This is a genomic window from Vibrio natriegens NBRC 15636 = ATCC 14048 = DSM 759, assembly GCF_035621455.1.
GTDB lineage: Bacteria > Pseudomonadota > Gammaproteobacteria > Enterobacterales > Vibrionaceae > Vibrio > Vibrio natriegens.
The window spans coordinates 216,055-230,563 of record NZ_CP141822.1; the positions used below are offsets into that span (position 1 = coordinate 216,055).

At 40.7% G+C, this 14,509-nt stretch carries 12 protein-coding genes; all 12 read right to left on the minus strand.

The window, feature by feature from the left end; all coding sequences use genetic code 11:
- Positions 1–313: 313 nt before the first annotated feature.
- A complete protein-coding gene (gene wecA, locus VER99_RS00995) occupies positions 314–1,414 on the minus strand; it encodes a UDP-N-acetylglucosamine--undecaprenyl-phosphate N-acetylglucosaminephosphotransferase (RefSeq protein WP_020335737.1) in 1,101 nt (366 codons plus the stop codon).
- Between the two features lie 116 nt (positions 1,415–1,530).
- Positions 1,531–2,940, minus strand: coding sequence for a sulfate adenylyltransferase subunit CysN (cysN, locus tag VER99_RS01000; RefSeq protein ID WP_020335738.1), 1,410 nt, complete (start codon positions 2,938–2,940; stop codon positions 1,531–1,533).
- Between the two features lie 46 nt (positions 2,941–2,986).
- On the minus strand, positions 2,987–3,949 hold the full coding sequence (locus tag VER99_RS01005; RefSeq protein ID WP_020335740.1) for a hypothetical protein: 963 nt from the start codon (positions 3,947–3,949) through the stop codon (positions 2,987–2,989).
- Positions 3,949–4,596: an adenylyl-sulfate kinase gene (gene cysC, locus VER99_RS01010; RefSeq protein ID WP_020335741.1), complete on the minus strand. Its 648-nt coding sequence runs from the start codon at positions 4,594–4,596 to the stop codon at positions 3,949–3,951. The genes VER99_RS01005 and cysC overlap by 1 nt, the downstream gene beginning before the upstream one ends.
- A 146-nt stretch (positions 4,597–4,742) precedes the next feature.
- Positions 4,743–5,657 carry a sulfate adenylyltransferase subunit CysD gene (cysD, locus tag VER99_RS01015; protein ID WP_020335742.1) on the minus strand — a complete coding sequence of 305 codons (915 nt, stop codon included), beginning with the start codon at positions 5,655–5,657 and terminating at the stop codon, positions 4,743–4,745.
- Between the two features lie 52 nt (positions 5,658–5,709).
- Positions 5,710–7,443, minus strand: a complete 1,734-nt coding sequence (locus VER99_RS01020) for an SLC13 family permease (RefSeq protein WP_020335743.1) — start codon at positions 7,441–7,443, stop codon at positions 5,710–5,712.
- A gap of 100 nt (positions 7,444–7,543) precedes the next feature.
- Entirely contained in the window at positions 7,544–8,194 is a 651-nt protein-coding gene (locus tag VER99_RS01025) for an ABC transporter ATP-binding protein (protein ID WP_020335744.1), read from the minus strand.
- 29 nt (positions 8,195–8,223) lie between these two features.
- The gene (locus VER99_RS01030) at positions 8,224–9,393 is read right to left on the minus strand and encodes a glycosyltransferase family 2 protein (protein ID WP_020335745.1); all 1,170 of its coding nucleotides are present in this window, start codon (positions 9,391–9,393) and stop codon (positions 8,224–8,226) included.
- A 1-nt stretch (position 9,394) separates the two neighbouring features.
- Positions 9,395–10,423 carry a sulfotransferase domain-containing protein gene (locus VER99_RS01035; RefSeq protein ID WP_020335746.1) on the minus strand — a complete coding sequence of 343 codons (1,029 nt, stop codon included), beginning with the start codon at positions 10,421–10,423 and terminating at the stop codon, positions 9,395–9,397.
- Positions 10,420–11,412 carry a hypothetical protein gene (locus VER99_RS01040; protein WP_020335747.1) on the minus strand — a complete coding sequence of 331 codons (993 nt, stop codon included), beginning with the start codon at positions 11,410–11,412 and terminating at the stop codon, positions 10,420–10,422. The genes VER99_RS01035 and VER99_RS01040 overlap by 4 nt, the downstream gene beginning before the upstream one ends.
- A gap of 4 nt (positions 11,413–11,416) precedes the next feature.
- Complete coding sequence (locus tag VER99_RS01045; protein WP_020335748.1) at positions 11,417–13,450, minus strand: HAD-IA family hydrolase; 2,034 nt, start codon at positions 13,448–13,450, stop codon at positions 11,417–11,419.
- Complete coding sequence (locus VER99_RS01050) at positions 13,447–14,493, minus strand: hypothetical protein (RefSeq protein WP_020335749.1); 1,047 nt, start codon at positions 14,491–14,493, stop codon at positions 13,447–13,449. The genes VER99_RS01045 and VER99_RS01050 overlap by 4 nt, the downstream gene beginning before the upstream one ends.
- Positions 14,494–14,509: the final 16 nt, after the last annotated feature.

A 14,509-nucleotide genomic window follows, 5' to 3' on the forward strand; every position in this document is an offset into this window, starting at 1 on the left:
ATCAAAGCACTATTAAATGTCATAAGTATGTCTTGTTTTTGTTCATCTGGTTGCGCTTAGATGTACAACCCTCGTTATGATTGTTTTGTCATTTAACTTATCACATAGACTAATGATTATAATTGAATCGCTATCAAAGGTGATATGCCAATAAATACTACACCTTTCAGTTGGCAGCTCATTTATAAAAATAGGAAAACAAAAACACTCCGCCTCACTCATAATTGCGGCAGCACACTGAGCTGCTCCTTGAGTGTCAGGTGAAATCAAAACTTGGTTCTGTATATAATCTAAGTATGAACCCAAAGATGTTTCATCGAACAACGTCTTTTAAACCTCTAGAAATTACTTTTGGAGGGAATATTATCCTAATCTTGACTAATATTCGCCAAATGTAGTTCATGATAGTTATATAGGCCACAAATAGTGTTAGAAAGGCGATAAGTACCACGCTTTCTTCAATATCATTCATCTGAGCCCAAACCCCAGCGTAAGCTAGAATAGAGGACAAGATGAAGAGGAAAATTAGCGTTTGTCGCGAGGTTAGCCCCAGTCGAGTACAAATATGGTGTAAATGCAAGCGGTCTGGTTTTAGTGGGGATTTTCCCTTTCTAACTCGGCGTATCATAACCATGGCCATATCCATTAAAGGAATCGCGATGAGCCAGAGTGCGGTGACGGGAGACATTACACGTTCTGTGGTACCGCCTTGAATCGATTGGGAGCTATGAATCAGTAGCCATATGATGGTAAAACCAATCAAAAAACTCCCAGAATCACCCATGAATACTTTAAAAGACCGTCGGGGGATCAGCTCCAGGTTACATAGAATGTAAGGTAATAATGCTAAGACGAAGATGAGACAGAAAGAGGCTAAGCTATATTCTCCAGCGTTGTAAAATAAAAAAGACAAAGCCCCGAAAGTGACCGATGCTAAAGCGCCTAAGAGACCGTCGATACCATCCACCATGTTAAACGCCGAAATACACCCAATAACGGCACAAGCTGTAAGAATCGTATCTCCATGAACAAGCAAAACATCACCATTTCCTAGTAAATTGCCTAAGTTGCTGATAGATATATTCTTTGATAACACGAGCCAGGTAGATAAAGAGGAGAGGACTGCTAACCGAGTGGTTGCGCTTATATCCAACTTATCATCAAGAGTACCGATAAGTGTCAATATTAAGCCACACCCTAAAAAGTGGTTTCTATTTGGAATTAAATCTGGAGCTATAAACGCTATACAAGCAAGCGTTATATAGAGGGCAATTCCTCCTATAAATGGTACGTTACCAATATGCCGTTTTCTACAACTTGGCTTATCAACCAAATCAAAATTGACGGCTACCTTACGAAGAGAAAGCAAGCTCAAAGAGGAAATAGCTAAAGTTGCTATGACGAGAGTTAACACACATTTACCTATTAATTATGTTTATTATTGATACAAAGCCACACTGCATCATCAACTATAGTTGATAAAAAGCAGATGTACACAGTACATCTGCTATTGTTTAGGTAATAAGTTTGTTAAATTTCAGCACATCCCCATTCAGGGAAGTGTTTTCTCACATAAGCGTTGAGCTCTTTTTCCGCTGTAGAATAGATTCGAGACTCATCATCATGATCTGTTGACGTTGCACTGATCATACCCGCACCTACAGTGACATTCGTATGGCGATCAATAATCACAAATGAGCCTGTTTGTGGCAGAGTTTGGTATTTATCTACGGCAACTTTATCCGTAAGAGATAGTTTGGTTAGAGCAATTTCATTGAGTTCTAGCGTCTCTGCATTTTCTGCGTGTTTATCTAGAGTATTAACATCTACTTTATGCTCAATTTCACTAATTTTGCCTACGCATGTCTTGGTAGCGAACTTGAATGAGTACTCTTTGTGAGTTCGCATTGGAGCTTCATCCATCCAAACTACGTGCGCTTCAAGCTTATTAGTTATTGTTGGCTCATGACCGGTATGAACTAACATATCACCACGAGAAACATCGATTTCATCTTCCAGTGTTAGCGTAATAGCTTGACCCGGTTGCGCTTGTTCTAGTTCACCGTCATAGGTGTAAATGGACTTAATACGAGATGCTTTACCGGAAGGTAGTGCTGTAACATTGTCACCAACTCGGACAATACCCGAAGCCAATGTACCACAAAAGCCACGAAAGTTTAGGTTTGGTCTGTTTACATATTGTACAGGGAAACGCATCTGCTCCATGTTTTTATCTTGGTCAACTTTAACCGTTTCCAACAGTTTCATCAGCGTTGCACCAGGATACCAGTCCATGTGTTCACTTGGGGTTACAACATTGTCCCCTTTAAGTGCAGAAATTGGGACGAAGCGGATATCATCGATATCAAAGTTTTTCGCCATGTCGCGGTAGTCTGCTTTGATCTTTTGGTAAACCTCTTGGCTGTAATCCATCAGATCCATTTTGTTGATTGCAACAATAATGTGCTTAATACCCAATAAGCTACAAATGTAACTATGGCGGCGAGTTTGAGTTTGAATACCGTGGCGGGCGTCAACCATAACAATGGCTAGTTCACAGGTCGATGCACCCGTAACCATGTTTCGAGTGTACTGCTCGTGTCCAGGAGTATCGGCAATGATGAATTTGCGCTTGTCAGTAGAGAAGTAACGGTAAGCAACATCAATGGTAATACCTTGCTCACGCTCTGATTGAAGGCCATCCACAAGTAAAGCCAGATCAAACGCTTCATCTGTTGTATTGAATTTTTGTGAATCTTTTTCAATCGCAGCCATCTGATCTTCATAAATGAGCTTACTATCAAATAGTAGTCGACCAATTAGCGTTGATTTACCATCATCAACGTTACCACAGGTAAGAAAACGTAGAAGATCCTTGTTTTCATGAACTTTCAGATATGCTTCGATATCTGTAGCAATTAATTCTGATGAATGAGACATGTTAATATCCTATAAAAAGTGAGGTCAATTACCACGCTTTTGAAATTTATTTATAGAAGCGACACAGCGCTTCAATGAAATCCTGTTTGCTCGTGAGTGGGAGAGCATTAATTCCTGCAGCAGCCTTACGCCCACCGCCAGTTGGAAAAGCAGAGCACACTTCGTCGGCTCCTGTGCGATTAGCGAGTGGGGCACGGACACTAACAGTGTAATCTTCGGCGCTGGTATTCAGCGTTAGCACCGCGTGTGCTTTGTTCGGAGATTGATTTGCAAGTTCATTCCCAAACACTCCACTCGTGCGACGTGCCCATGCTTCACATGGAAGTTCGAAGACACAAGCAACGTCGTCATTGAAAATCGGACTTAGAGACGCAATGTGCTGATAGTCTGACTCATACCCTCGTTTTAACACATAGTAGGGAGAATCGAGATCATCACGGAGTGTAAGTGGGCAAGGGTACTCCAACAGCATTTTGTACAATTGGGCTGGTGGAATATGTAAATCATCAAGCGTAGAGCCATAGCCGTTGTAATTGATCAACGTACCGAGCTCTTTAAGAAAGGCAGTATCTTCAGAAGACAGGCCAATCTCAGCAGCCAACGTTTCAGCACTGTTGAAGAGGTTATCACCAAAGGCCCCGGCTACTGCCCATTTCGAATGGCGACCTGATAGTTTCTTGTTGATCAACAAGCTTGTACAGATCTCTGCATCTAGGTCGATAAGTGCTTCAAGGTGGGACGACTGTGGTATCTCACCCGAACGATGGTGGTCACAATAGAAAACATCTATCCCTCTATCTAAAAGAGAGGTAAGAGCAGCCATGTTTTTCTCCATTGATATATCCAAAGCGGTCACACTGGCCACATCTGATTTATCAACGAGCTGACTTAACAGTTTAATATCGCGCTTCACTCCCGTAACAAGTACTGAATCAAGCGGTGTATCGAGACGGAGCTGTATCAGCGCAGTGATACCATCTGCATCACCATTAAAAATGTCGTAATGCATTACTTCTCCTGCTCTTGGCTTAAGTAGCCTTTTTCTGCAAGCTGCTCCACGACATATTCCGCACAAGCCTCAATGGATAATTCATGCGTTTTTACATGAATATCAGGAGCCACAGGCGCTTCGTAAGCAGAGTCAATACCGGTAAAGTGCTTGATTTCCCCAGATCTTGCTTTTTTATACAGACCTTTAGGATCGCGCTGTTCACAGATCTCCAAAGGAGTATCAATAAATACTTCGATAAATGCATCCTCTCCGATCACAGAGCGAGCTTGTGCGCGATCTGCAATAAATGGAGAAATAAAGGCAGTAAGAACAAGGGTGCCCGAGTCGACAAATAGCTTCGCAACTTCACTGATGCGTCGAATGTTTTCTACTCGGTCTGTATCACTAAATCCAAGATCTTTGTTCAAGCCATGACGAACATTATCGCCATCCAGTAAATAACTGTGCTTGCCTAGGCTCAGTAGTTTACTTTCGACAGCGTTTGCGACGGTGGACTTTCCTGAGCCACTAAGACCTGTAAACCACAGTACCACAGGTTTTTGCTGCTTAAGATTGACGCGATCTTGATGAGTGACCGTGCTGTTGTGCCAGACGACATCTTGGCTTACGGATTCATGTTTCTTAAATTCGTATGGTGTACTCATAATTTTGCAGTGAGATAAGGTATTGGCTCTCTCACTCACTTCCTATGTTTGATGTAAAAAACAAGCACCGTGAGGTCTGTGCTTTGAGCTGTTGCATGAGAAGCAAAACACACAAGTATTACTTCTTATTTATCAGCGTCCCTAAATTAGAAGTAACCTTCGCGTTTTTTCTTTTCCATCGAACCTGCACTATCGTGGTCGATCGCTCGGCCTTGGCGTTCAGAAGTCGTCGTCAAAAGCATTTCTTGAATAATCTCTGGCAAGGTCGTCGCTTCAGATTCAACTGCACCTGTTAGTGGGTAGCAACCTAGCGTGCGGAATCGAACCATTTTCTCTTCGATTTTTTCGCCTTCTTTTAGTTCCATACGCTCATCATCAACCATGATTAGCATACCGTCTCTTTCTACAACAGGACGCTTCGCTGAAAGGTACAGACCTGGGATCTCGATATTTTCTAAGTAGATGTATTGCCAGATATCAAGCTCTGTCCAGTTAGAAAGTGGGAAAACACGAATGCTTTCGCCTTTGTTTACTTTACCGTTGTAGATGTTCCACAGCTCAGGACGTTGGTTTTTTGGATCCCAGCGATGGTGTTCGTCACGGAAAGAGTAAACACGCTCTTTCGCGCGGGATTTCTCTTCATCACGACGCGCGCCACCAAATGCAGCATCAAACCCGTGTTTGTCCAGTGCTTGCTTTAAGCCTTGGGTCTTCATGATATCCGTGTGCTTTGAGCTACCATGTACAAACGGATTGATGTTCATTTTTAAACCCTCAGGGTTTTGATGAACAATAAGTTTCATTCCCAGTTTCTCTGCCATGTAGTCACGAAACTGAATCATCTCTTTGAACTTCCACGTTGTGTCGACATGCATCAGTGGAAATGGAGGCACTCCCGGTGCGAAAGCTTTCTTAGCAAGGTGCAGCATTACAGATGAATCTTTACCCACTGAATAAAGCATCACTGGGTTGTCAAACTCTGCGGCAACCTCTCGCATTATATGAATTGACTCAGCTTCTAGCTGTTTTAAGTGAGTCATGCGTTCAGGAGAAATAGTCATTCTCAGTTTCCCATATTTATTGTTTATTGCGTAACTGCTTAACCTAGCCTCGTTACACTCCATAGAATAGCGTGATCGCAGTAATCACAATACTTCCGTATAGCAGGCTAATAGGTAGCCCCACTTTAAAAAAGTCTTTGATCTTGTAACGCCCCGCATTATAAACCATTAAATTAGTTTGGTAACCGTAGGGGCTAATGAAGCTCGCACTAGCGCCAAAGGCAACCGCTAAAATATAGCTGTGAACATTGCTGTCCAAACCCACCGCTAGCCCATAAGCCATAGGAAAAATCAACGCGGCAGCCGCATTGTTTGTAACCAGCTCAGTCAACAGACAGGTTAATAAGTAGACCACAACAAGCCCGACGAAAGGGGTTAAGGTTTGTTGGTTGTTTTGTATTAGTGTGTCTAAAAAACGTAATCCATCCGTGTTTATCAGTGCTTGCGAGAGCAAGAGAGCAGACGAAATAATTAGCCAGATCTGAGTGGGTAAGCGTTGTAAGATCTCATTGGGAGATAGGCACCGTGTAATAAGCAGTGCTCCTAATAGTAATAACATGCCTTGAAATAGCGGCACTACATTGCATGCAGATAATAGAATTGCACTGAAGAAGCCAAGCGTCGCAAGAAGGCTTTTTCCTCCCTCAAGTTGCTTCTCTGTTTCGAAACTACTCAGTAAATAGAAATTTTTGTGGATGTTATGACGTGATTTAAAATCTTCACCGACCGCTAATACGAGGTAGTCACCTGCTTCAATGCCCATTTCTCCTAACTTACCGGAGACCTGTTCACTGTCACGTTTCATTGCTACAACAGCTGCGTCAAAGCGAGCACGAAATCCAGCATGCTTAAGAGTTTTCCCTACTAATACACTTTCTGGTCTTACAACAACCTCGATCAAGTTGTTTAAAGGCAGTCCGTTCTCATGCGCAAACAAGCTTAAACCATCGAACTGGTTAAGAAGTGTGACTTTTTTGATATCGCCACTGAACATCAAACGATCACTTTCTTCTATTACCTCATGAGGTGATACTGGGCTGACTAATCTACCGTCACGCAAAATTTCCACAAGGAACAGTGACTCGAGGCTTCTAAGTCCATTATCCTCTATCGATTTACCAATCAAGTTTGAGCCAGGTTGTACCTTTGCATCAATAAAGTAGTCTGCTGCAACAACATTTTCTTTGGCATGGTGAGGAAGAAATTTAGAAAGAAAGTAGAGTAATAGACCGCATCCAACCGCTACACATGCGCCGACCGCTGTAAAATCAAAAAAGGCCAGGCCTGGTAGATCGGATTCCAACACCATACTGTTCACAATCAGGTTTGTTGAAGTACCAACAAGCGTCAGCGTACCACCCAGAATTGCAGCATAAGAAAGCGGAAGTAGTAAACGACTTGCCGGATGATGGGGGTTGTTACGGATAGGTGCCAACATCGTTGATACCACCGCAGTGTTGTTCAAGATTGCCGAAGACAGTGCGGTCATTGAAAACAGCCGCCACCAAGTAGTTTTGTAACTAGGCTTTATGACAAACTTCGCCACTTGTCTAAGCAAGCTGGTTTTTTCCAGCGCTAACGAACACACCATCAGAAGAATAAGCGTTAATAGCCCTTGATTTGCAAAGCTTGTGATCACTTGCTCCGTGGTGACGAGTCCACCAAGATAGAGAACCATCAACAAAATACCGAAGACTTTTTCGGGTTGGTTTTGATACTTAATCAATCCTGCGATGGTCGCTACAAAGAGCGCCAGGACAATATAAGAGGGTTGAATACCTAGCATAGTTATGTCTTATTAATTTTTATAATTATTGACGCTACCCTTCTGATTGTATCTGTTATTTCACAATGCTTAGATAGCGTTGGTTGTTAGTGCAAGTGCATTACAGTGTTTTATAGTGACGAATTGCCTCTTCTAAATCATCATAATAAGTGAGTGCACCTTGGTGCAGTATGACCGCACTATCGCAGAATTCACGCACTTCGTCGAGTTCATGGCTTACCATGATGACTTGTGCCGATTGGCTTTTTCTCAGCAGTGCTTGCTTCGCTTTTCTACGAAATTTTAGGTCACCGACAGAGGTGGCTTCGTCAATTAGGTAGACATCAAAATCAATCGCAATACAGCAACCAAAAGCCAGTCGAGAGCGCATACCGCTTGAATAAGAAGCCACTTTGAGATCGTATTTTAATCCCAGTTCTGCAAAAGCTTTGACCTTTTCTTCGTACTCATCGAGGTCGGCAACCCCGTTTACTCTTCCGATAAAACGTGTATTTTCCCGTCCAGTCATTTGCGGGTGAATGCCAGTCGCGAGAGCGACTGGCCATGAAAGTGCTTTATCAGTGACGATTCGTCCTTTGTTTGGGTATTCGCTACCCGCCAATATGCGAAACAGAGTCGATTTACCTGCACCGTTCGAACCAAGTAAAGCGACATTACGCCCTTCTGGGATCGTAAAATTGATGTCCCGAAAGACATACTGATTGCCCAGTTCAGAGGGGTAATATTTTGTTAGTTTTTCTAGCTTAATCATATGCCAATCTAATTTATTGAGAATTTTGCTCAAACTTTTAAGGCTTGTGTATATTGCTTTATCTTATTCGCAATTATTTTACCATTAGGTCTCATCTTTTGAGCTATTGACATTAACTTGTAAGCTTTTAATAAATCAGATGTCTCCAAAGATATCGCTAAATCCCTAAGTACTTCTACATCACCTGGAGTAATGACTTTTTCTTTCCAACTATTAAAAACTTCTTTAGTCGGAGAGATAGTGACATTCTTTAATATTTTATTAAGTGTCAATAACTCAAAACTCGGTGCTGTAGAAATACTGTTGTTAACACTATTAAACCTAGATTTAATAAACTCTCTAGCTTTAAGGAAGTAACTCACTGGAATGCTATTTTCTATAAATTCACGCTTCGCAGAGTAATATTTTTCAAAATTGTCATTTGACAATTTAAATGAAACATTGCTGCTTACAGGGCAATAACCAGATCGATTACTTTTGAATACAGAAATAGCATTCAATTGGTTAATAGCCAGCGGTTGAGCTAGCATAGAAACATATTCCATTTGACTTCGGAACATTCGATGTAGAATGAAGTAGGATTTTAATTCTGTCGACTTCTCTTCTGAAGCGATTCTTCCTTTTCCCTTTCCGTGGAATAGTGCCGTTGAACCGTCAGCGAGAGCATAATCTACTGATGGTGATATTGAGTTATGAACACCGATATTTATGTAGTCGTGTTTTAAAGAAAGTATAGATTTCACATAAGGTGATAACCTTCCTTCATTCTTCAGATCATAAGGTTCTGCATACTCATTTAGCTCAGATTGGAGTAAAAACCACTCAAAGCATATTACATCGGAGTCGATCTCATTTATACAATCTTGGATCTTGCTTGCAAAGTTTTTGGGTGTCCAAAACTCATCAATATCTAGAAATAACAAATGGGTAAAATTATCTTTTTTCGCTAAATCAAGAGCGTGTTTATAGACTGATTCTTGAGGCTTAGCAACAGATGGATCAAAAAATGAGTCTCCGTCAATGAAGCTGACTCGGTGTTCTTTTTCAAGAAAGAGCTTTAGGTCATTTGTATTATCGGTAGTGTTGTTTACATAGATATCAATTGAATCAAAGCCAAAATATAGGTGATGAAAAATCCAATCAGGCAAATAAGCAGCTTCGTCCTTAGCTATTGCTATGAGCTTTATTTTCATATCCATATTATTTTTTTCCAACGATAGTTAAAATCATATCCATTTGAATAGAGACTATATCTTCAAGTTTTTCAATTCTCTGTTTTAATAGTGATATTTCATTGTCAGATTCTGAATTAGATTTATTCAGGGAAGACGGAAAAGCATGCTTACCTAAATAGTATGTTTGTTCTAGCTTTTTATTTGACTCAAGATATCTACTAGATATCTTATTTTCTAGTTCAAAGGGAAGCTTTACAGAATATTTTTTGCTTATTAATTTCTTACTATTAGGTGCAAATGCTAAAATAGTATTCTTAACCTTTTGAGTATGAGGGCTCTCATAAATAGTGTGAATTTTCGTCAGACTTTCGCATATAGCACTGCTTAGTCCTGCATTGCTTGCTTCTAGAGACGGCTTTAGTCCGTTATTATTAATACCTGCTCTAGTACAAAAGTCTATAGTTAAATTGCTTTTAATTAAGTGCTTTTTATCTAATGAGCAAACTTTTAGTTCAGCGTTAGGGTAATAATTACTAAGCTGTTCTGTAACAAATACATAATCACCAAAATTAGTATTTATCATTCTATCGATATAAGCGTCTATTGTTTCGCCTTTTTTGTGTCCCCATTGCTGCCACGCGGAAAGAAGTAACTCTCGTTGATCACGAATATAGTAAACAACTTTAACGTTACTAAAGCGTGTCGCAAATAAAGAGTGGATTGCTTTTAGCTGTGGAGATCCTATTGCGTTGACTAAATTTTCTGCTGTAATTATTACTTTTTTACAACCTTGCTCTTCGGCAGTAATTAAAAAGTCGTCGATCTTTTTTTCTAGAGCATTAATGTTAAGCTCACCATTGATGACTTTTTCTATAAAGTCTCTTGGTGTATGAGTACGATTAATTCGATACGCTTTATTACCTGGGAAGTTGAAGTCACTATCTGGCATAAAAATGCCACGATCTTTTAACACTAGTCTATTAGTATAAAGAAAATCTTGAATAGTAGTCGAACCACATTTTGAGTGGCCTGGGTGTAAAATCAGCTCAATCATTTTAGAGCCACCCCCTCCATAACGATGTTATATACATCTTGAATGAAGTTAGAAGCGTTTGGGCTTAAAAGCCAATCAGGACTGATAGTCTTTATTTGTTTCTTATGGTTGACGGGAGAATAGCTCAATATCCGATCAGAGTATTTCTCTGGAATACTTCGTTCACAAAGCCGATCGACAAAATAATCTCCAGATTCAGTCGAATCTTGATCTTTTGCCATCAAATCACGAATTTTTTGGATGAGCTCTTGAACATCATCTTTACGGGCATAGAAGTTTTCTCGAGTCTTACTGCTTTGAGGTAGTTGGGCTTTTTTGCTCAAGACATTCAAGCAACGTATTATTTCTGTTGTTTCTGGATCCAAAGAAGCATTTCTTACACCGTCGCTTTGCTTAGACACATCGATTTCACCTGGAGAAATACCCATTAGGCCGAAGAATACACTTACTAATTCCCCATTTTTTGCTAGAGAGTCGTAGTCTAAAATATGTAAATTTTCTCTACCAAAGTGTTTCGCTAGTACATCTAATGTCATTGTCTGCATTAATGTTTTACTTTGCCCTGGGCGAATCAAATCGTGATAGAAGAATGAGTGAAAGGGTTGACATCCTCCATGTTTTACAGATTCTTGCCAAAGAGAATACATTTTCAAGCTAGAGCGTCGCCATGCATAGATTACTTTGATATCGAAATCTTTCTCTAGGCTACTATGTAAGTAAGCATAATCTTGAGCGGTGAAATGAATAAAATTCTCACTTGATAACAAGATGTTTAATCCACATGCTTTTAGCTTTTCAATATCTTCATTACTAATGGCTCGTCTTCTCACGATATTCACAAGATCATGATGGCCAATATGATTAAAAAACTGAAGTGGATAAGAAATATTGTTCTTTTCTAGGACCTCTTTATTGTCCAAGCTCGCTTTTTGAATCACCGTTGTCCCTGTTTTATGAGGGCCAACGTGCAGATAAATCGTTTGTTTCATTTTCTTATTCACCTAAAAATGGGAACCGGCCAAACTGACTGATCAAAGGGCCCCATTTTAAAATCTGTTGTTCGTTTAGTTCGTTTTCGCCTGTGAAAGGGTTATTCCAGCCTGCGGCCTGCCATTTGTCGATTGGATTTAAAATATGCAGGTTGGCAAGGCCAAAATCCCCTGGCAATTGTGCATCGGCAACTGCATTGTCCCCTATATGAACAAAGCGAGTTTTATTCTTGAGATTGTCACTGATGTACGACCACATTGTGCCATTATCTTTCCTTAACCCTAGGTCGCTTGAGACAAATAGTTTGTAACCGTTTGTCACACCTGCTTTTCTCAGCATTAAGAGAATTTGGTATTCGTCATAGTAGGTGTCAGAGACGATGTAGACTTCCTTACCCATACCGATAAGTTGGTTTAAGATGTCGACAACTTCATCTTTACTCTCAATCATCTCTAGGTCATAGGCAAACTCTAGATCGGCATACTGTTTTGCGCTGCCTTCAGGAAGTAATTTAAGAGCAACCATTTTTTCGTAAGTTTCAAAAATGTTCACATCGCCTTGAAACTTCTTGTCTTGTCTTACTTTAAATTCTGCTTCGTTGCGAGCCTTAACAAACTCATGTGGACATGAAAACAGCCCATCATCAACCAACTGTTTGCCAAGTTTAAATTTCGCATAATCAGGTACATAGTGGCTGCGTCGAACTAAAGTGTCGAAAACGTCAAACGAAATAATTTCGAAGGGCTGTAGTTTGTGCAAAAGCTGTTCTTTGTTACTGACATAGTTGGCAAAGATGTAACTCTTGTCATAGGTGAAGCGTGCAAGTTCGGGGTTGAAAAACAGCTGTGAATAGCCATTCTTTTCTGCCAATAATCCAATGCAGCGTTCTAGTGCATGAAGAGGTGAACCATCGTTAGGTAACGGCTCTTGTGGAAAATCGGAGTATTGGTAACTTTTATCAAGCAATTGCTGGATAGCTTTTGGCTTCGCCCAAAACATACCGCCTACAGGGTAGGGAAGGAACTCGGTATGATCATCAAGCCCCCATTCTTCGAAGAATTGCCCTTTAAACGGTTTATTTTTAAGCCAGTGGTTTACCCAGTCTGGCATCATAGTAAATGATGTTGGGTAATAAATGCCGCACTCTTCATCGTTAAGCATGTGAGTCAACATTCTTGTGATGACACAGTGATCTTTGAGCAAGTACTCGCCTAGATAGTCAGCCCACTGAGTTTGCGGACGTCCTGAGTACAAGGATTTTTTAGAATGCAGATGACAGAATAGATCGTAATCCATCAGCTTTTGTCCAAACTCAACCAACATCGGACCAAAATTACGGCCTTGGTTAGGAACTTCGACAACTTCGATGTTATTTACAGCGTTAAGTGAGGAGAGTTGCTTCTCTATTTCGCTCTCAAACGCTTTGTCGCTTACGCTTATTAATAAATCTACCTTGACCGGAAAGTCTGTTAAGCATTTAGCGTAATACGAAATAAAATCTTCATAGAAAATATGCAAGCAGACCGCAACTTTTGCTTCGGCAATGCGTTTTTTATTCGGCGTGATTTCAATAGATTGTCTCGGTGTCCACTTTGGTGAAAAAGGTGCGGAAATTCGCCCCTCAGTGTGACCAGTAGAGAGGTAATGCGCAAGTGGACTAACGTTTGCGTGGTATACGTCTAGGCTATGCTTTTGGTACGTTAAGTTGTCAAAGCTTGGGCTTGGGCTTACTGCGGAAAACCGACTTTTATGTAAGTAGTCGCAAAATGCCTGTTGTTCGGAGGAAAACTGGCGGTTTTGCGTTTCACAATACCAATCAAAGTCAAACAGACCGTGCTTTTTAGCGTCAAGAAGAAGTTGAACTTGATCAACGCTGATGTCGTTATACTGGCCGCTGAGTGCTTTAGTGTGCTTTTTTAGTTTACGTCGGAGAAGTCGGTTCTCTACTTTTTCGGCCAAAGTCATAAGTTTTGGGTTATGGCGTAAAGTGCGTTCAACTCTAGGAAAGCGTTGTTTAATTAATGCTCTGTAATTCATAGTCTCAACCCAAAAAAATCAATACCGTTCACGGTTCCTTCACTGGTGATGTCATCGTCTATTTCAAACAACGGCCAGCTCCCTCGAGGTAACATGCCTTTTTTGGAGACAAAGGTGGTGTATAAATCTTCGATTTCTTGACGGGAGAACTCTATACCATGTGCCACAAACTCGTCCATTTGCTTCAACGCGCCATTACAAACCGTTTCCAATAAATGGAAGTTATGCTGGCTTGAGACTTTTCGTCCATAGTAATAGTCAAATTCTCGATGTTGCAGCGGACTAAAACGAATATCTTGGAACTGACCATTTGGTGCTGTTAATAAGCCTTCTAAGAACATGGAACGATCGAGTGGCACATAACCGTCACCCAGTTTGACACCTTCTTTTAAGTAGCCCTTCATTACTGCGGATTTTGTTCCAATCTGTTTTTTACCAGGTTTTGACGCAATAAGATAATGTCCTACAGTGTTGACATCAAAGATTAAGCTCAACAGTGTTTGTATGGTTCCGCCATAACCGACATCAACGACATCGACTGTGTCGTGTTCAAAGAAACCCAGTTGGGTTAGATATTCTTTATAAGCATCACTTGAACGACGGATGACGGGTGTCAGTTGTTCAACTCTTGTGCAAAGTAACGCGGAAACCTTTTCTAGGTCATTGGGCAGAAAAAGTTTTTGACTGAGCTCTTTCTGTGAAAAAACTTCTCTGATCTTGACATCACTAAGCATAAATCGCGTGCGCAGTAACTCATACATTGATCCCGAGAATTTAAAATTCAGCGAGTAAGCGTGGGTTTTCGGCTCGATTAAGCCAATTTTGAAGAGAAATGCTCGTGATACAAGTAAGTAACGTGTCTCAACAGATTTCTCCTGCCCCGAAGCATAGCGGGAAAATGAGCGCTCTAACCAATAACCTTCTCGAGCTAAGAAAAACAGAGGTCTGCCCTTAGGTCGCTGTTCATAAAGGTTTTTGTTGAAATAGGTTAAAACGGGGGACAAAAAAACCGCCCCCAATTGTTGTAATGATTCGATAGCCATCTAATCGCCTGTTTAT

Bases quoted from the DNA above. Each gene is read 5' to 3' on its own strand.
- VER99_RS01035 (WP_020335746.1), bottom strand. From the start codon at position 10,423: ATGATTGAGCTGATTTTACACCCAGGCCACTCAAAATGTGGTTCGACT.
- VER99_RS01030 (WP_020335745.1), bottom strand. From the start codon at position 9,393: ATGGATATGAAAATAAAGCTCATAGCAATAGCTAAGGACGAAGCTGCT.
- cysN (WP_020335738.1), bottom strand. From the start codon at position 2,940: ATGTCTCATTCATCAGAATTAATTGCTACAGATATCGAAGCATATCTG.
- cysD (WP_020335742.1), bottom strand. From the start codon at position 5,657: ATGACTATTTCTCCTGAACGCATGACTCACTTAAAACAGCTAGAAGCT.
- VER99_RS01005 (WP_020335740.1), bottom strand. From the start codon at position 3,949: ATGCATTACGACATTTTTAATGGTGATGCAGATGGTATCACTGCGCTG.
- VER99_RS01050 (WP_020335749.1), bottom strand. From the start codon at position 14,493: ATGGCTATCGAATCATTACAACAATTGGGGGCGGTTTTTTTGTCCCCC.
- VER99_RS01025 (WP_020335744.1), bottom strand. From the start codon at position 8,194: ATGATTAAGCTAGAAAAACTAACAAAATATTACCCCTCTGAACTGGGC.
- VER99_RS01040 (WP_020335747.1), bottom strand. From the start codon at position 11,412: ATGAAACAAACGATTTATCTGCACGTTGGCCCTCATAAAACAGGGACA.
- VER99_RS01020 (WP_020335743.1), bottom strand. From the start codon at position 7,443: ATGCTAGGTATTCAACCCTCTTATATTGTCCTGGCGCTCTTTGTAGCG.
- cysC (WP_020335741.1), bottom strand. From the start codon at position 4,596: ATGAGTACACCATACGAATTTAAGAAACATGAATCCGTAAGCCAAGAT.
- VER99_RS01045 (WP_020335748.1), bottom strand. From the start codon at position 13,450: ATGAATTACAGAGCATTAATTAAACAACGCTTTCCTAGAGTTGAACGC.